The following is an 18,056-nucleotide window of genomic DNA, read 5'->3' on the forward strand; positions in this document are numbered from 1 at the left end:
ACGAGCTATCTTTTGTAACATACAATACTTCCACTCTGAACATGGAACAAGTATGAAAAATGGATTGAGGGTCACACTTTTAATCTCATCAATTTAACCGTAACTTCCAGTGTAACGTGATAGTTTTTATACATATAAATGGGTTTAAGTAACGATAATCACTACCATGTGATTGAGAAAAACGACGGCAAGGAACAAACATCCTTGACTAAAATAAGACTTGCTGTCGAACTTTGTATGCAATCCAAAATTTTTTACTCTCCTTGTTATGCCATTATGACGCGTCAGAGCGTCTCTGAGTTCACTACATTGCCAGCCTCCGTTCAGTGATTGTCACATTGTTGTACCTTACCACCGCGCGTGTGCTGTGAGCATCATACTATGAACATCAACCGGCAGGGCTCAAACGCACACTCCAACCCGAAATCTCGCACTCGTAGCCCCGCCACGCCTGCCCGCTTTATGTAGTGGTTTTCATGCACCTGCATGAGTGTCGTTGGGTCGCGCCGTGGCTGTTCTGACGTACATTCACTGTTTGCATGAGACTCATGCGTTTTCATGCAGTATAGACATGCACTCAGGCTACAGACATCAAAAACCCGGCACAGGCCGGGCTTAAGTGAGCTGTTCTGTTCAGATCAAAACAGTTTTCTTTTTTTCCTGTCATCATGTGAGCCTGATACCGGCGCTGAACCGGCCAGGCTCATCACGTCGTCCCGGAATCTCAGCGGCAATATTTCGCTCGTCCATTTCAGCATGAGATTCAGGATGAATTCACGATACAGTGTATCTGCATCATTTGTACCTTCAATAATCCCCGGTATATGTGCTGAGCTATCACGTTCAAACTGTCTGTACTTCATCCTGAGCAGGCTGCTCAATTCAGCACCGTTGAAAATAAAAAAGTCACGCAGAAGCTCATCAATACGCTCTTCCGTGATGCCATGATGGCAGTTTACGTAGGCGTTTGCCTTACGACCGGTCGCGTCAGCCAGTACCGGCAACTGCTCTTCTTTTTCAGTAATCAGACCGGCCAGCTCGGCGGCTGTTTCCTGTTGTTCCAGATACTCAGCCCGAAGAGCTTTCATCTCTGGGGTCACGATACCGCCGTTCTGGCTAAGCAATTCCCTGAACTGGACCCGATTGTCTTTGCTCGCCTGTTCAGTTTCGGCCTGATGCTGACGCAGAGCCCTGAGATTCTCAATAGCTGCATCTTCGGCCTGTCTGGCTTCCACCCAGACCTGCATTTTTTGGTAAAGGTCAATAATCCGGGACTGCCAGCCGGAGGCAAGACCTTTTGTCAGTGTTTCTGTCTGGCGGGTGATTTCATCTGCAGGCAACCGCATGAGCCAATCCGCATCCTGAAGTGGTTTTTTTGCTCTGGCGAGGAGTGTTACTACGTGTCCGGTTGCTGCCTGAATCTGGTTTTCCGTCAATTGTTGTTCTGTCATATTATGGTTCCTCCCCATTTTATTGTGCATGACGGTCTTTGAGGGTACAGGCCGAACCGTAGCGGCCCAGCGTCTGCGGCTTACGTGCGGGAGAATCATCCTGCGACTCAGGTTCAGATGGCACGGGTTTATGCGGCTTCATAATTATCGTGTCAACGCTTTCCAGCGCTGTAAATGTGCAGGAACATTCAAGATTCTGGCACTGATACCATGAGCGTTTAACGGAAGGTGCTTCATAAGAACTGGTTCTGGCATGGGCCATAGTGCCGCATTCAGGACATTTCAGCGCCATTACAAACCCTCCGATACACTATTGTTTTTTTGCAGCAACTTCTGTTCCTGACGTATCTTCATCTTATGCAGGGCTGCAGGGGATAGTTGCTTACTGAAATCCAGACGGGCCGCATAATCCGGGGCTACGCCCGCCAGTTTAAACACAGGGTCCTGGTCCGGCATCACATCGTTAGTGAGAGCCGGTTTGGTGATATTTTTATGAATAAAGTCTTTCAGCAATGTGTCCGGGTCATTAACTGAATGCACCACACCGACAACTGCGCTGGCTTCCCGGCCCATTGTGGATTTCAGCAGGCTCAGTGTCTGGATTAGGGCTTTACCATGCAACTGCATAAAATCCTCCCAGATTTGTTTTGCGCGAATACCCACAAGGGCGTCGTGCGCGTGGATGTACTTTCCGGCTAATTCCGCAGCCTCCTGCGGCAAAAGTGCATTCTCACATTCCTGAGCCGCCAGCAGATCGTCAAAATCCTCAAGCGTTTCACGCCCCAACGCAATTTCCGCGCGCAGTTTTTTCATTTCCTTTGAGACTACGCCCTGGCTTTTACGAAACAGCGTACGCCACTCCTCACTCAGTGCGTTCGTTGTGGCTTCCATTTCAGCGCGACGCTGGCGGATTGCCGCAATATTATCCGCCGCCGCTTTCTGCTTACGACGTGCATCAATCCATGCGTTTCTGGCTGTGTTCAGGGTTTCCAGTGCCCGCTGCGTTACAGCCGGAAAAGTGGAAAGGTTGTTATTTTCTACGATGTTGTTCATGACTTCTCCTGTCGGGTTGGTTCGCTACGTCAATTGTGTCGTGGCTGACACAAGCTCACTATCAGTGCTCAGTGTGTGGTGGCTGGCACATCGCACGTTTGCGGTTACTCGGACGTGGCTATGAAAGCCAGCCAGATAAAAATGCCCTCTGTTTCAGTCTGCTTTATGTCCCCGATGCGGTGGAACAGGTGAAACATGTGTTACAGCATTGTTTTATAAGCTATTTATATGCCCAGCCCAGGTGGAACATTGCAGGTAACAAGGTGGAACAGCGGATCGGCTGGCGTTCCACCTGTTCCACCTCACTATTTCAGAAGGTGGAACAGGTTCAGCCCCTGTAAAATACGGTTGTTCCACCTGTTTCACCTGTTACCCTTAATAAATAAGACTCACGCAAAGCCTTATCCCGGCACCTCGCTGTTGAAGACATAGAGCCTGCGGGGATTCATCTCTGGCGGGCGAATGGTTGTCTGGAGCTTTCCGTCGGCAGAAGGCAGCAGATATCCACGATCCGCGCACAAACGCGCCACCTTGCGCGGGTCAAATCCCCGGCAGATTTCTTTCCAGCCGGACGGCATGACGTAGAACGTGGTGAAGGCTTCCGTGCCCTGTGCGGTACTCCCTTTCTCAACCCTGCGCCAGCCCACCATATTGCCGGGGCGGTTGCGTTCGTCGTGCCAGTCTGCAAAGCGGCTGTACTGATTCGCGGTAAAGAAACTGCGTACCTGCTCCAGTGCGGCAATATCTTCCTGGTTGGCGGTGTGCCCGCGATCTTTCAGCCATGCGTTCAGGCAGACGCGGGTTGCCCGCAGGGCTTCCCCCTCAGGCCAGCCGGTGATACCCAGACGGGTTGCCAGCTCGCCCGCCATCGCCACCAGTGCAAAGCGGTTCACTGCCCGGCCCACCTGATTGCCCGCATCTTTCGGGGTCAGGGCGGCGGTATATTCCTTCATCAGTGACTTTGCCTGTGCCGTCAGCCCGTTAAGGTCAGCGGTCAGGGCTTTCAGCCACTCCCTGAACGGCGAACCGTAATAGCTGGACGTGGCCCACTCCAGATGTTCCGCCAGCGCCTTGCCGCTGTCGAAGCCGTGCAGCTCCTCAAATACGCCAAACTTCCCGGAATCGCTGGGGATCTGGATCATCCTGACTTCCATCCCGGCAAAGGTACGCTCACCGGCTTTTGCCGCATGTTCAGTCAGTGACAGCTCGCCGGTTGAAAAGAACAGCAGCCGCCACTGCTTACGGGTGCGCAGTTCACCGTCCGTACCGGCACGGCCCTTCCCCTGACCGTTTGCCAGCATGTAGGCGATATTGCCTGCCTCGCGTCCGTCCACCTCCCGGATCTCATCAAGCATCATGGCGGCATCGTTGCGGCGGCTGGCGCATCCCTCCAGCGCGTTGCCGGTTGCCCGCCACGTCTGCCAGTAGTCAGGCCCGCCGCAGACGGAAGTTGCCGCTTTCATGGTGGTGGTCTTACCGTCCGTCGATTCCCCCTTTAGGTGGTAGCCGCCGCCGTCCATACCAACCAGCCGTAACAGGGGGGCAGCAAAGGCCAGACTGACGGCAAACGCCACGCGGGAGTTGCCGGTGCAGTAGCGGGAAACGTGCTCCCGCCATTCCTCCGTTGTACCTGACACACGGAAATCGCGCCCCTGCACGGAAGTGGTCTGGAGAATGACACCCTCAGCACCTTCACCGCTGACCTCATCCTGCAGGACATAAACCTGACCATGCCAGCCAGTGCGGCTGACGCAGGTCACGCGGCGTTCCGGTTTACAGAGCGAGATATATTCCATCAGGCGGGCGCGGGCCTCACCGGTGGTGCTGATATAGGACAGCCCGTTAACCAGCAGTACCCGGCGCAGCTCCTCACCGCTGCCGCTCAGCATTTCCATCGGCATCGCCCAGCGGCGGCGCTCTCCCCACGTATCTTCCCACTCCAGCAGTCGCCCGAAGTTACCGCCATCAGCATCGCAGGTGATTGCCGTTACGCGCAGCGGGTTGCATATTTTGACGTTCTGGATTTCCGTCTCACCGTTGCGCTGTACCTGTTTTTCATACCAGAGATATTCCTGGGTTAGACGGAACCCGTACGGCAGCTGCGTGCGTCCCTCCCCGCACAGCACCAGACCGTTGCGAAAGGCTTCACGGGCACGGGTAATACCGTGCTCCCGATGGAAATCATTCCAGTCGGTCTTAATCTCTCCCGGTGGCAGCGTCATCCAGCCGCCAACGGCTTTTGCCGCCCGCTCAGCAAAGGATCTGCCGGGATTTTCGCCCCCGTCATGAAAATCGTTATCACCGGCGATGATAATTTTCACCTCAGGCCAGCGTGCCCGCAGCGATTGCGCCACGTTAGGCAGGTTGCCCGCCGATATGGCCGCCACAACGCATCCGGCGGTGAGCTGGCTTACCGTCAGCGCCGTGGCATAACCTTCGGCAATCACCACCTGTACCGGCGGTTCAGACGGTAACGGGCTGAGCGCCACAAACGCGCCTTTCATCGTGCTGCCGGGCAGTATGCTTTTTTCACCCGCCGGGGCGATAAGCTGCGCACCGGTCACGGCTCCGGTGTTGGTCGTGAGCGGTAACAGCAGGGAACCGGCAGGAAAATCCTTACCGCTGATATGCTGCGCGCTACCGGTGAGGGAGGCCGGGTATCCGGCGAACCCTTTTCCGGTCAGATAGGGGCTTTCTCCCAGGCGGCTATCTTTCATAAGCGCCGCCACAGTAAGACTCATGTCGCGTTTAGGAGCTTTTTGCCTGGCGGGCTTAACGGGTAGTTCCTGCACATCCGACGCATTAAGCACCTGCGCCACCTCCTGCGCAGCCTTTCTGACGCCGTAACCGGTCATGAGCTTAACCAGATCCAGACCGTCACCATTGCCGCACTGGCTGCAAATCCACGTCCCACGCCCGTCAAGGTCATCGAGGCGAAAACGATCCTTGCCCCCACATTTCGGACATGGACCGTGCCTGCCGTTTTCAGGTATATCAATACGCAGCATCTGCAGAATAACGGGCCATTTCCCCCGAGCTGCGGCTGAAATCTGCGTAACCGTCTGTGTTGTCATACTTCCCCCTGATACAGCGCCACACCCGTGCTGCAGAAATCATCAAAGGCCGCCGGAAGCGTGCGGTACAGCTCCGCCATCACTTCACAGCCGCGCACGGTCAGTACCGGCGGTGCTGTCAGCAGTGACGGCTCCAGCATGTCGGTCAGCAGTGCCAGCGCGACAGCGGCGCCCTGTGCTTCGCCGTACTCTTTAATCAGTGCGCACTCGATATGCAGGGCAATGGCCATTTCAATACGCTCAACCGTCAGGCTGTGCGGACCATACTGATCGCTGCTGGTTTCGTTCAGCATTTTCTGACGCCATGCCGAAGCAATTGCCCGACGGTACAGCGCGGTGGTCATTTCTGCCGGAAAAATGGAAACCTGCGGCTGGTTCATTGGATGCCTCCTTCAATCAATGCGCAGCTCTGCGCGATATCCGTCAAATCTGCCCTCAGGTACTCCATCAGCGCGGCGATGCCTGGCGCACAGCCTGCATCCAGCGTTCCGCCCTGACACGGGTATTCAGAAAAGAGAAGCTGGAGCATGTCGCAGGCATTTCTTGCGCGGGTCAGCTTTCCGAAACCGTCCTCTGACAACCCATAGGAAAAAGCACCGGTATTGTGTTTTTCAGGCAAAGCGTGGCCCTGAGCACCGTTGTGCCCGTTTGAGATATTCATCATGGATTACTCCGTTTTCAGCGGTGTTTTGTCAGAGAAACTTTGAATAGTGTTTGTCGTCAGGTTCAGCAGAACGCCGTATGCTGCGCTCCCGCCAGCGGGTAAATGCCACAGAAGGATGCAGTGTCAGCGGGCCGGAGCCACTGCCGCCTGCCGGAGCTGGCGAAGGCTTGAAAAGTGGCGCATCAAACAGGCGAGTATACTGCTGCTCAAACCATGCCAGAGGGCAGGAAGAAAGCTTATTGTCGCTGTCATGACGAATCAGCACTTCGCAGCTGAATTCAGGGTTAACCAGCGCCACGGAGGGCGATGCTTCAATTAATCTCATAATCGTGACGGTCCAGCCACGTTCATGCTGCCAGCGTTCGCCGGGCTGAGGATAACTACGCATGGTTACCTCCACACGGAATACGCCCGGCAAAGCTCAGCACATAGTCAGGAGCAAGCCTGAGACGAGCTGAACACTCTCTATCTGCCGTGATCCTCAACGTCTGAGGGCGTGCACTACGCTGGCTGCGGTTGAACGCGGTAAATAACCAGGTACACTTCTGTTTAGCCATTTTCGTTACCTCATATAACGGATTGGTCAGAAGCCCGGCTAGTGTTTCAGCACTACCGGGCTTCGCGCTCACAAGGTGAATCGCACCTTCTTTTTTAAAGCTACCCCCAAGTGAATCGCACTTCAAGTCTTTTATTATCATTTTTTTTGCGTATACTGAATCGCACTTACTATAAGGAGATCCAGTAATGGCAACAGGTTCAACCAACAACAAGTCACAACAGCTTAATGCTCGATTCCCACATGATGTGGTTGCCGAATTAGAAAGCAGCCTCGAAGATGGTGAGACTAAAGCGCAATTTATTGTTACAGCTGTTAAGGGCGAGATTAAGCGCCGCCAGCGTAGGAAAGCAAAGCTGGCACCGGAAAGCTGAATGACGTAATGCACAATGACAGAAACCTCTTGGCTGATTTCACTAAACAAACATCCTTGCGAGGCCATCAGTATTTTCTGTTGGTCTTTTTTGTGATGATGATTTTGGCCTCCTCGCGCTGCATTAATTTGTCCTCAGATATATTGATTCACTTCCAACTGAGGTAATTGAGCCAGATTTTCTACGCTTGATAGCTTTCATTCTGTAGATTAATTGTGTTTTTTAGCTGCCAACCAGGCACGTATCTCTGCAGCATCATAAACAGAGACACGTTCTGAGAGTCGGGTAGATTTTGGGAAGTCGGGTTTGCTTCTTTCCCAGCGCCAGAGAGTGACAGTGGTAACTTTAAGAAAGTCAGCTGTTGCTTTGGGTCTGGCATGACCTTGTTGAGGATATGTGTGCATATGTATTTACCTGCCGTGTTAAGTTATCTAAGTGATTAACACAGCAGATTTAAATACGTTTTTGACTTAAACTGTTCTAAATTTTCAACTGTTTATTGAAAATTTTAAAGATTTAGATAGCGCTCAAGTGTGGGTGAAGATGGGATGTCATAATCAATCTCAGTTCCTTTTGACTTCAAATCCTCAAGATATTCCCTTAAGATTTTGTGTCTATTGTTTGCTGTAGTTGATAGTATGTTTTTATTTATTGTTGGGTTTGATTGTATTAGGAATCTAATAAAATTAGATAGTTTCTCTTTGTGAGGTAAGATCTGCTTAATATCATGGCTTTCATTTTCATCAGGATTAATTAAATCCTCCATGAATGGTAGTGGTTTTCCACTTAGTGCATGTGTGTAAATTTTATCGATTGTCTCTTTAGTTATAAAGATATTGTCTAGGTTTATCACCGGTCTTTCATCTATCTCAGGCTGGAAACTATTCGACAATATTTTGTCAGAGGGTGTCAAGGCACTCAGTTTTGTTTCTTCAAACACATTACCTGTATCTTTAAGTAGAACGGATAAATTCCTTGAGTCGATAGACCATATATCGCTGATAAAGCAATTAAATTCATAAGTTGTTGAAAGTGTATTTTTGTGAATCAAAGGGAGGATTAGGTCATCTTTTGCTGTTATGAGTTTGTACACTTTTGAGTGACGGGACCATATCTTATTGATTCGAGTCAATTCGTTAAAGGTTAAATTTCCATCAAAATATAGTTGTAAGGGATTGTCTTCTGCGTTGTGATTCCCTATCTTAATTCTTAAAACACCTTTTGTTTTTTGTAGGTTAATACCCAAAGTTATAACACCAACATCATGCCAATGTAGAAAATCCTCAATTTCACAGTTGAGTAATTTTGCTGCTCGTGATATTGAACAATATTCAAGGGGGGGTATTTTATTAAGTACCCAAATATTCTTTTCATTTTTATGGCTCATCAGATGTATTCCCTATCAATAATGCTGTGTTTTTAAGCCCCATATCGTACGGAGCGACATATCTCTCTGTATTGAACGACAGGTAATCAGACCACCACTGCATCATCTGGCGGCGTTCCTGCATGTGTTGTGCAAGATGCACATATGCTGCCCGTACTTCATTCCTTTCCTGATGGCTCATCTGCCTTTCAACCGCATCACGAGACCAAAGCCCTGATTCCGTGAGGGCAGAACAGGCCATTGCCCGGAATCCATGCAGGCAAACATCAGCCTGAGTATCGTAACCCATCGTTCGCAGGGCCTTGTTTACGGTGTTCTCACTCATTGGTTTGTACGGATTGCTGTCACCTGGGAATACCAGCAAATATTCACCACTGATCTTTTGGATATCCTCCAGTACTTTAATAGCTTGGGTAGAAAGCGGGACGTAATGTACCGCCCCCATCTTCGCACCACGATCTGAATATTTTACCCCAGAGATCTTTTCCCGTTGCCCAGGTATTGTCCAAAGACCGTTTTCAATGTCGATCTCTTCCCACCGGGCATGGCGAAGTTCGCTGGAGCGTACGAAAGTGTGCAAGGAAAAGAGAACTGCCAGCCGCGTTAATGGTCTGCCAGTATAATTTATCGCTTTAGCTATCAGCTCTGGTAAACGTTCGAGCGGTAGGGCAGGGCGATGCCTTACTTTGGGATTGGTAATCGCACCTTTCAGATCGTGGGCTGGATTGTAATCGACAATCCCACGCTGGACGGCATAACGAAAGATACTACCCATAGTGGTTTTCACCCGTCCAGTGGTCGCACCAATGCCTTGTCTGGTCATCTCAATCAATATTGGAAGAAGGTCACGTGTTTTTAGCGTATCAATGGGCTTTGAACCTATAGCCGGAAACAGATGATTTTCCATTTCCCGTAGAATTTTGGTGCGGGTAATTTCCTTCCATTCAGGATGCCCCATCGTCCCACTATGCCATTCTCTGGCTACTTCCTCGAATTTGGGGGACGCTGGTCCGTCCTTTTCAGACTTTTTTGCTTCACGCGGGTCACGGTCATCTGCCAGTAGTTGTCTAGCTTCGTCACGACGCTTTCGCGCTGCAGCAAGCGGAACGTCCGGGTAAACCCCTAATGCCAACGTAGCTTGTTTACCATTAAAGCGGTAATTCATTCTCCATGCCTTGGTCCCATTCTTTTTGACCAACAGATAAAGGCTTCCACCATCCGTTAGTTTGTAGTCAGCATCCCTAGGCTTTGCGTTCTCGATTTTTTTAGGCGACAGCTCGTTTAAAGCCATATGCAGTAAGCCTCTGACAGTACATTGATGGTATCGGGATATCGAACCGACGAATACCATCAAAGATACCATCAGAGAGATGTAATGTCATGAAATGACCTGAAATGAATAATGGGCCTACATGGCGCTAAATTGCTGGATTAGAGAGGATTTGTGTAATGACGTGAAATGCTGTGAAAGAACTTTAGATTGTCCCCTGCAGGAATCGAACCTGCAACTAGCCCTTAGGAGGGGCTCGTTATATCCATTTAACTAAGGGGACGAGGCGGCACGAGTATAGCGTTATTTACACTTTGCGTTAAGCGCATCGCCGCCTGACTGCTCAAAGAGTCACCATTCAGGTTGATTTTTTTGCCGCTTTATCCTTATTTGCCTGCGCCTTAAGCTCGGCTTTGCGTTTATTCGACATGTCGTTACGGATTTGGGCATGGCTTAGCAGCGCAAAGATAAACGTTCCGCCGCAGATATTGCCTGCCAGCGTCGGAATGGCGAACGGCCAGAAAAAATCGCTCCAGTGAAGCGTGCCGTTAAAGACCAGGTAGAGTATCTCAACGGTACCGACCACGATATGCGTGGTATCCGCCAGCGCAATCAGCCAGGTCATCAGGATGATCACCACGATTTTAGCGCTACCGGCAGAAGGGAACATCCACACCATTGTGGCGATAATCCACCCGGAGATGATGGCATTAGAGAACATTTCGACCGGCGTGTTTTTCATGACATCCATACCGATCTTCACAAACGCGTCCCGGGTGGGCTCATCAAATATCGGCATATATTCGAACGCCCAGGCCGCAATGCCCGTGCCGATGATATTTCCCAGCAGAACCACGCTCCAGAGCCTCATCAATAAACCGAAATTACCGAGGGTAGGGTTTTGCATTACCGGCAGAACGGCGGTCACGGTGTTCTCAGTAAAAAGTTGCTGGCGGGCCATGATGACGATAATAAAGCCGAAGGTGTAGCCGAGGTTCTCCAGTAAAAATCCGCCGGGCACGCCCTCCAGCTGCACATGAAATATCCCTTTCGCGAGCAGCGAGGCGCCCATTGAAAGTCCCGCCGCGATAGCTGACCAGAAGAGGGCCATGGCATCGCGCTCCATCTCCTTTTCGCCGTCCTGGCGTATATGTTCGTGGATGGCCATCGCACGGGAGGGGAGGCGATCCTCATCAATCTCTATCTCCTCACCGCGCGCTTTCTCCTCGCTTTCGATTTCATGTTCCTCATTATTTTCGCCAATTTTGTCTTCATCCACTTCTTTCATATCTGCTCCCGGAGGTTGATCTTTCTTTTAAGCGTAGCGGCTTTTATCGGGATGCCTGTGGGGATGCTCTTAAATTGGCGGGAATGACAACAAAGGTGATACATCTCGTTCAAAGACATTATAAAATTGCCAGCGAAACGAATTCCAAAAGTCCGGCTATGCTGAGATCAGAGTCACGGTGATTACTGCCCGTAATTGTACTCATAGACATCGGTAAACGTGCTGTTACAATCACTTGCACGTTTTCAGACGGAGCGCCAGATGCTCCGTTACGGATGGCAATCAACGATAGCCATACTGCACAGGGAGATATTTATGAAACTTCGGCTGTCGGCGCTTGCGCTGGGCGCGACGATGCTTGTGGGCTGCGCCAGCTCCGGGGAGCAAACGGGACGCTCCGATCCTCTCGAAGGATTTAACCGTTCTATGTATAGCTTTAACTACAACGTGCTGGACCCGTACGTGGTTCGCCCGGTGGCAGTAGCATGGCGCGATTACGTTCCACAGCCTGCGCGTAACGGGTTAAGCAATTTTACCAGTAACCTGGAAGAGCCTGCGGTGATGGTCAACTATTTCCTGCAGGGCGATCCGTATCAGGGGATGGTGCACTTTACGCGCTTCTTCCTGAACTCCCTGCTGGGGATGGGTGGCTTTATCGATGTCGCAGGTATGGCAAACCCGAAACTGCAGCGTGAACAGCCGCACCGTTTCGGCAGTACGCTGGGGCATTATGGCGTCGGTTACGGCCCTTACGTTCATCTGCCGTTCTATGGCAGCTTCACCGTGCGTGATGATGGCGGCGATATGGTGGATACGCTGTATCCGGTTCTGTCGTGGCTGACCTGGCCGCTGTCGATTGGTAAATGGACGGTGGAGGGGATTGAAACCCGCGCGCAACTGCTTGATTCAGACGGCCTGCTGCGCCAGTCGTCCGATCCGTACATTATGGTGCGTGAAGCGTACTTCCAGAACCATGACTTTATCGCCAACGGCGGCAAGCTGAAGCCGGAAGATAATCCAAACGCGAAGGCTATTGAAAACGAACTCAAAGATATTGATTCGGAATAAATAAAAAAGGTGAGCAACGCTCACCTTTTTTGATCCCTGCGCGATTAGAACGCGTAGTTGAAGTTAGTACCGAACAGCCAGGCTTTACCTTCAGAGGTAAACTCGTACGGGCCTTCCTTGAAGGTCACTTTCTGACCATGCATATAAGAAACGCCCGCATCGACAGAAGCATTCTCGTTGAACGCGTAGGTTGCGCCAGCACTCACCCAGAAGCGGTCCTGATCCGGAATGGAGATGGAGCGCTTATCAGCCGGCACCGGGCTGTCATCGAATGCGATACCGGTACGGAACGTCCAGTTGTCATCCATATAATAGGTGGTACCCAACGCAATGCGATAGGCGTCGTGGAAGCTCTCGTCCTTATAGAACAGCGTTTGACCGTTGGTGCCGGTCGCTTTCAGCTCCTGGAACTGGCTCCAGCTGGTATAGGCCAGGCTATAGTGAATAGCCCACTGTGGCGCAACGCGGTTGTAACCGGAGACTTCCCACATTTCTGGCAGATGCAGCGACAGTGAGCCAGGGACAGTTTGACCGGAAGTCCCCCACGGGATGGTGGTGCCCGCGCCCGGAACCAGGTTGTTGACCGGCGTCAGGATGCCGCTCTTGTAATCGCCGTCGAAGTCAATTTTCACTTCGGAACGATAGGTCAGGCCCCAGCGGTTGTTTTTGTCCAGTTCGTACAGGATACCGGCGTTCCAGCCATAGCCCCACTCATCGCCCTTCAGGCTGGCAATTTTGTTGCTGTTTTTCGGCAAGCGAGCCGTTTGTTCACCGGAGTAACGCTCAATTTTTGCATCAGCGTAGACGGCATCAAAGCCCAGACCGAAGCTCCAGCTGTCGTTCAGACGATAAGCACCGCTCAGGTTCAGGTTCAGCGTTGTCAGGTCTGTTTTACCGCCGTATTCGCCTGCCGGGTAGTTGTTGTTGAACTCGGTAGCAAGGCCATAGTTAGACGTGACGGATGCGCCCCAGCCAAACTGTTCATTGATCGGTGCAACGAAGTGCAGGTTAGGTACCCACGCCGTTGGCGCAATGTTATCTGCTTTCAGGCTCGCACCAGAAGGTGACGTGCCGGAAATGTTGACATCAGGATCGATATACACCGCACCAGCAGAGAAGGTCGGGCGATCGAACATCATGATTAATGCAGGGTTACGGCTTGCGTTACCAGCATCATCAGCGATTGCACCTTCCCCTGAATACGCACGGCCAAGGCCAGAGGAAGAAAATTCGTTTAGCTGAAAGCCCGCTGACCAGGCGGAAGTAGAGACGATTGCCACTGCGACTGCCAGCGCAGTCTTGTTGAACAGGGTTTTCTGGCTCATGACCATAACCTCATTGAGTTATTTTTATTCAATAATTGTTACATACCGTAACAGGAGCGCGAAGTGTAGGGTCTGAGGTATGACAGACAAATCAGACCAGTGGCCAGAGTATAGGTCCGACCAGCCTGAATGTTGCAAGTTTGTTTATTAATATTTTCAAACATGTTTCTTGAAACGAGATCTGGTTGGCAAAATTGTGACCATCGCGGCTCACTCAAAAGGGTGGTTTTTGTTTTAGATCATTTTTTAGTGTGATATCGGTCACTTATCCGATTTTGCGCCATTAACGGCTGGAGAGAGCCAGCGCTGGGGCGTAAAATATCAGCATCGTGTTTATCTCGCGCGCTGCGCGAATACAGAGGAAATTGAGCTATGAGTAAATGCAGTGCTGATGAAACCCCGGTTTGCTGCTGTATGGATGTTGGCACCATCATGGACAACACCGATTGCACCGCGTCTTACAGCCGTGTGTTCACCAACCGCGCCGAAGCCGAAGAAACGCTGGCCGCGCTGAGCAAGCGCGCGCGTGATGTGGAGTCCGATCCGTGTGAAATCAAATCTACCTTCACGGAAGTGGACGGTGGCGTGAAGCTGGATATCGACTTTGTGTTTGCCTGCGAAGCTGAAACGCTGATTTTCCAGCTGGGTCTGCGTTAATTCCTGCGGTCTGGTGCCCTCACCCCAACCCTCTCCCACGGGAGAGGCCGCAAACACTAAAAACGGTAACCTACGGGTTACCGTTTTGCTTTTACCCTGGGCATTTTCTTTTTCTTCTCTGTGTTTTACCTCGCATTTTTATGCTTCCCTGATTGGCTGAATGTAAAAAAATGGTTAAGACTGTTATCAGGTCAGACCACTTTATGTTCATGTAAAATTTTTTCACAGGGGAAGGTTATGAGTCAGGCATTACCGCTAATCACCCGACAAGGTGACCGCATTGCCATTGTCAGCGGTCTGCGTACGCCGTTTGCGCGTCAGGCGACGGCGTTTCACGGTATACCGGCTGTCGATCTGGGGAAAATGGTAGTGGGTGAGATGCTGGCTCGCAGCGAAATTCCGCCTGAGGTCATCGAACAGCTGGTCTTCGGCCAGGTGGTGCAGATGCCTGAAGCCCCCAACATTGCGCGGGAAATTGTTCTCGGTACCGGCATGAACGTTCATACCGACGCCTACAGCGTCAGCCGCGCGTGTGCGACCAGCTTCCAGGCGGTAGCAAACGTGGCGGAAAGTCTGATGGCAGGCACCATTCGCGCCGGGATCGCAGGCGGCGCCGATTCTTCCTCCGTACTGCCGATTGGCGTCAGTAAAAAGCTGGCCCGTATTCTGGTGGATGCCAATAAAGCCCGCACCACCGGTGCGAAGCTCAAACTCTTCTCGCGTTTGCGCCTGCGCGATCTCATGCCCGTGCCGCCTGCCGTAGCGGAATACTCCACCGGCCTGCGAATGGGCGATACCGCCGAGCAGATGGCGAAAACCTACGGTATCACCCGCGAGCAGCAGGATGCGCTGGCGCATCGCTCGCATCAGCTGGCTGCGAAAGCCTGGTCGGAGGGCAAACTCATCGATGAGGTCATGACCGCCTACACGCCTCCCTATCGAGAGCCTCTTACTGAAGACAACAATATTCGTGGCACCTCGACGCTGGCGGATTACGCCAAACTGCGCCCGGCGTTTGACCGCAAGCACGGCACCGTGACGGCGGCCAACAGTACGCCGCTGACCGATGGTGCTGCTGCGGTGATCCTGATGACGGAGTCGCGTGCCAAAGAGCTGGGCATCACGCCGCTGGGCTATTTGCGCAGCTATGCCTTCACCGCCATTGATGTCTGGCAGGACATGCTGTTAGGTCCGGCGTGGTCCACGCCGCTGGCGCTGGATCGCGCGGGGCTGACGCTGGCGGATTTAACCCTGATTGATATGCACGAAGCCTTTGCCGCGCAAACCCTCGCAAACGTCCAACTGCTGGCAAGCGAGCGTTTTGCGCGCGACGTGCTGGGCCGCGCCCATGCCACCGGCGAAGTGGATCAGAGTAAATTCAACGTGCTGGGTGGCTCGATAGCCTACGGTCATCCGTTTGCAGCCACGGGCGCGCGTATGATCACCCAAACATTACACGAGCTACGCCGCCGCGGCGGCGGGTTTGGTCTCGTCACCGCCTGCGCGGCGGGCGGTCTTGGCGCAGCAATGGTTCTGGAGGCTGAATAATGGATATGCCATCTGCATTTAATCTGACGGTTCGCCTCGATAACGTCGCGGTTATCACTATTGATGTGCCTGATGAAAAGATGAATACCCTGAAGGCCGAGTTCGGCACTCAGGTTCGCGCCATGCTCAAGCAGATCCGCGAAAATAAAGCGATTCGTGGTCTGGTTTTTATCTCGGCCAAGCCGGATAACTTTATTGCCGGGGCCGATATCAACATGATCGCCCGAGCGAAAAGCGCTCAGGAAGCAGAAGACCTGGCGCGTCAGGGCCAGCAGGTAATGGCTGAAATCAACGCTTTGCCGGTCCCGGTTATTGCCGCGATCCACGGTGCCTGTCTGGGCGGCGGGCTGGAGCTGGCATTGGCCTGTCACAGCCGTATCTGCACCGACGATGCGAAAACCGTTTTAGGGTTGCCGGAAGTGCAGTTAGGCCTGCTGCCAGGCTCGGGTGGAACACAGCGTCTGCCGCGTCTGGTTGGGGTTAGCACCGCCCTGGAGATGATCTTAACCGGCAAGCAGCTACGCCCCCGTCAGGCGCTGAAAGTGGGGTTGGTTGACGACGTCGTTCCGCACACCATTTTACTGGACGCTGCCGTTGAACTGGCGCTGAAGGGACGTCAGACAAAACGTCCTCTCCCCGTGCGCGAGCGCGTGCTGGCAGGGCCACTGGGGCGCGCGCTCCTGTTCAACATGGTGGGCAAAAAAACCGAGCAAAAAACCAAAGGCAACTACCCGGCGGCAAAGCGCATTCTGGAAGTGATTGAAACAGGGTTGTCGCAGGGAAGCAGCAGCGGCTATGCCGCTGAAGCTAAAGCTTTTGGCGAACTGGCGATGACGCCGCAGTCGCAGGCGCTGCGCAGCATCTTCTTCGCCAGTACTGAGGTGAAAAAAGACCCAGGCAGCGAGGCAGAGCCTGCTCCGCTGCGCGCCGTTGGCGTGCTGGGCGGTGGGCTGATGGGCGGCGGCATCGCGTTTGTTACCGCCAGTAAAGGCAAATTGCCCGTGCGTATCAAAGACATCAACGCAAAGGGCATCAACCACGCGCTGCAGTACAGCTGGCAGAACCTTGATCGGAAGGTCAAACGCCGCCATATCAAGGCAAGCGAGCGTGATAAAACCCTGGCGACGATCTCCGGCACGACGGATTACAGCGGTTTTGCACACCGGGACCTGGTGATTGAAGCCGTATTTGAAGATCTGGCGCTTAAGCAGCAGATGGTGGCTGACGTGGAGCAGCACTGCGCACCGCACACCATTTTCGCCTCAAACACCTCGTCTTTACCGATTGGCGATATCGCGGCGAAAGCCGCTCGGCCGGAGCAGGTCATTGGTCTGCACTTTTTCAGTCCTGTCGAAAAAATGCCGCTGGTGGAGGTGATTCCGCACGCCACGACCAGCCCGCAGACCATCGCCACCGTGGTGAAGCTGGCGAAAAAACAGGGTAAAACCCCGATTGTGGTCGCGGACAAGGCTGGTTTCTACGTCAACCGTATTCTGGCACCCTATATCAACGAAGCGATGCGGCTGCTGACGGAAGGGGAGAAAATCGAGCACGTCGACGAGGCGCTCGTAAAGTTTGGCTTCCCCGTCGGGCCAATCCAACTTTTGGATGAGGTGGGAATAGACACCGGCACTAAAATTATACCTGTGCTGGAAGCCGCATATGGCGAACGTTTTACCCCGCCTGCAAACATTGTTTCTGCAATTTTGAAGGACGATCGCAAAGGCAGAAAAAATGAACGCGGTTTCTATCTTTACGGCGCGAAAGGGCGTAAAAGCAAGAAACAGGTCGACCCTTCGGTTTATGGGCTTATTTCGGCCACCGGTCAGGGAAAACTGTCTGCCGTTCAGTGCGCTGAACGTTGCGTCATGATGATGCTCAATGAAGCGGCGCGCTGCTTTGGTGAACAGGTGATCAAAAGCGCGCGCGACGGCGACATCGGCGCGGTATTTGGTATTGGTTTCCCGCCGTTCCTTGGCGGCCCGTTCCGTTACATGGACACTCTCGGCGCGGGTGAAGTGGTTGCCATTCTGCAACGTCTGGCCTCGCAATACGGTCCGCGGTTTACACCGTGTGACGAATTATTGCAGATGGCGGAGCGGGGCCAGACATTCTGGCCTGCAAGGGAAACTGATTTCGTAAACTGAAGTCAAAGAAGGGTAAATCCTGAGGTGAATGAACCTGTTCTGGCGATTTTGTAAACAGAGATTGACTATACTTACGCCATTGAGGTAAAAAACAGCGTTTCATTCACCGAATGGATCAGGCACAATGCCCGGCCATCGGGTTTTCTACCTCAGAGCATTAATCGCGGGTAGTTAACGCCGGTGATTCTGGTTAA

Annotated in this window: 18 protein-coding genes and 1 tRNA gene; 5 read left to right on the forward strand and 14 right to left on the reverse strand. The window is 52.4% G+C overall.

The features are described from left to right. Positions 1-638: 638 nt before the first annotated feature. The 8 genes from USG84_RS12785 to USG84_RS12820 form a co-directional block, all read right to left on the reverse strand. Entirely contained in the window at positions 639-1,451 is an 813-nt protein-coding gene (locus USG84_RS12785) for a hypothetical protein (RefSeq protein WP_125358061.1), read from the reverse strand. 19 nt (positions 1,452-1,470) lie between these two features. Continuing rightward, positions 1,471-1,743, reverse strand: coding sequence for an ogr/Delta-like zinc finger family protein (locus USG84_RS12790; protein WP_048958009.1), 273 nt, complete (start codon positions 1,741-1,743; stop codon positions 1,471-1,473). Then, positions 1,743-2,504 (reverse strand): septation initiation protein, encoded by a 762-nt coding sequence (locus USG84_RS12795; RefSeq protein WP_125358063.1) that lies wholly within the window; start codon positions 2,502-2,504, stop codon positions 1,743-1,745. Before USG84_RS12795 ends, USG84_RS12790 begins: the two co-directional genes overlap by 1 nt. Positions 2,505-2,905: 401 nt before the next feature. Beyond that, the gene (locus USG84_RS12800; protein ID WP_320738299.1) at positions 2,906-5,578 is read right to left on the reverse strand and encodes a DUF927 domain-containing protein; all 2,673 of its coding nucleotides are present in this window, start codon (positions 5,576-5,578) and stop codon (positions 2,906-2,908) included. Continuing rightward, a complete protein-coding gene (locus tag USG84_RS12805) occupies positions 5,575-5,958 on the reverse strand; it encodes a DUF5375 family protein (protein ID WP_125358067.1) in 384 nt (127 codons plus the stop codon). The genes USG84_RS12800 and USG84_RS12805 overlap by 4 nt, the downstream gene beginning before the upstream one ends. Beyond that, entirely contained in the window at positions 5,955-6,239 is a 285-nt protein-coding gene (locus USG84_RS12810) for a hypothetical protein (protein ID WP_048958069.1), read from the reverse strand. Before USG84_RS12810 ends, USG84_RS12805 begins: the two co-directional genes overlap by 4 nt. 31 nt (positions 6,240-6,270) lie before the next feature. Next, positions 6,271-6,630 carry a hypothetical protein gene (locus USG84_RS12815; RefSeq protein WP_125358069.1) on the reverse strand — a complete coding sequence of 120 codons (360 nt, stop codon included), beginning with the start codon at positions 6,628-6,630 and terminating at the stop codon, positions 6,271-6,273. Next, a complete protein-coding gene (locus USG84_RS12820; RefSeq protein WP_320738300.1) occupies positions 6,623-6,940 on the reverse strand; it encodes a host cell division inhibitor Icd-like protein in 318 nt (105 codons plus the stop codon). Before USG84_RS12820 ends, USG84_RS12815 begins: the two co-directional genes overlap by 8 nt. A gap of 46 nt (positions 6,941-6,986) precedes the next feature. Here USG84_RS12820 and USG84_RS12825 point away from each other — a divergent pair, with 46 nt between their 5' ends. Next, positions 6,987-7,172 (forward strand): YlcI/YnfO family protein, encoded by a 186-nt coding sequence (locus USG84_RS12825; RefSeq protein WP_048958014.1) that lies wholly within the window; start codon positions 6,987-6,989, stop codon positions 7,170-7,172. Positions 7,173-7,381: 209 nt separating this feature from the next. On the opposite strand, the gene USG84_RS12830 is transcribed toward USG84_RS12825, so the two are convergent. From USG84_RS12830 to USG84_RS12850, 5 genes are all read right to left on the reverse strand, one after another. Next, positions 7,382-7,576 carry a helix-turn-helix transcriptional regulator gene (locus USG84_RS12830; protein ID WP_151412969.1) on the reverse strand — a complete coding sequence of 65 codons (195 nt, stop codon included), beginning with the start codon at positions 7,574-7,576 and terminating at the stop codon, positions 7,382-7,384. A 104-nt stretch (positions 7,577-7,680) separates the two neighbouring features. Continuing rightward, entirely contained in the window at positions 7,681-8,559 is an 879-nt protein-coding gene (locus USG84_RS12835) for a hypothetical protein (protein WP_151412968.1), read from the reverse strand. Continuing rightward, positions 8,549-9,850: a tyrosine-type recombinase/integrase gene (locus tag USG84_RS12840; protein ID WP_205914952.1), complete on the reverse strand. Its 1,302-nt coding sequence runs from the start codon at positions 9,848-9,850 to the stop codon at positions 8,549-8,551. The genes USG84_RS12835 and USG84_RS12840 overlap by 11 nt, the downstream gene beginning before the upstream one ends. 190 nt (positions 9,851-10,040) lie before the next feature. After that, positions 10,041-10,112 (reverse strand) — tRNA-Arg (locus USG84_RS12845). Between the two features lie 75 nt (positions 10,113-10,187). Beyond that, positions 10,188-11,117, reverse strand: coding sequence for a formate/nitrite transporter family protein (locus tag USG84_RS12850; protein WP_253542879.1), 930 nt, complete (start codon positions 11,115-11,117; stop codon positions 10,188-10,190). A 315-nt stretch (positions 11,118-11,432) separates the two neighbouring features. Between USG84_RS12850 and mlaA the strand changes: the two genes are divergently transcribed. Then, positions 11,433-12,185: a phospholipid-binding lipoprotein MlaA gene (mlaA, locus tag USG84_RS12855; protein ID WP_061097503.1), complete on the forward strand. Its 753-nt coding sequence runs from the start codon at positions 11,433-11,435 to the stop codon at positions 12,183-12,185. Between the two features lie 44 nt (positions 12,186-12,229). On the opposite strand, the gene fadL is transcribed toward mlaA, so the two are convergent. Further along, the gene (gene fadL, locus USG84_RS12860; RefSeq protein WP_061097506.1) at positions 12,230-13,510 is read right to left on the reverse strand and encodes a long-chain fatty acid transporter FadL; all 1,281 of its coding nucleotides are present in this window, start codon (positions 13,508-13,510) and stop codon (positions 12,230-12,232) included. Between the two features lie 372 nt (positions 13,511-13,882). Here fadL and USG84_RS12865 point away from each other — a divergent pair, with 372 nt between their 5' ends. The 3 genes from USG84_RS12865 to fadJ all read left to right on the forward strand — a co-directional run bounded on the left by USG84_RS12865 (position 13,883) and on the right by fadJ (position 17,862). Beyond that, complete coding sequence (locus USG84_RS12865) at positions 13,883-14,167, forward strand: YfcZ/YiiS family protein (protein WP_028013973.1); 285 nt, start codon at positions 13,883-13,885, stop codon at positions 14,165-14,167. Between the two features lie 237 nt (positions 14,168-14,404). After that, a complete protein-coding gene (fadI, locus tag USG84_RS12870) occupies positions 14,405-15,715 on the forward strand; it encodes an acetyl-CoA C-acyltransferase FadI (protein WP_061097508.1) in 1,311 nt (436 codons plus the stop codon). Beyond that, entirely contained in the window at positions 15,715-17,862 is a 2,148-nt protein-coding gene (fadJ, locus tag USG84_RS12875; RefSeq protein ID WP_151412967.1) for a fatty acid oxidation complex subunit alpha FadJ, read from the forward strand. Before fadI ends, fadJ begins: the two co-directional genes overlap by 1 nt. Positions 17,863-18,056: the final 194 nt, after the last annotated feature.

Source organism: Enterobacter sp. 168J2 (assembly GCF_034107265.1).
GTDB classification, from domain to species: Bacteria; Pseudomonadota; Gammaproteobacteria; order Enterobacterales; family Enterobacteriaceae; genus Enterobacter; species Enterobacter nematophilus.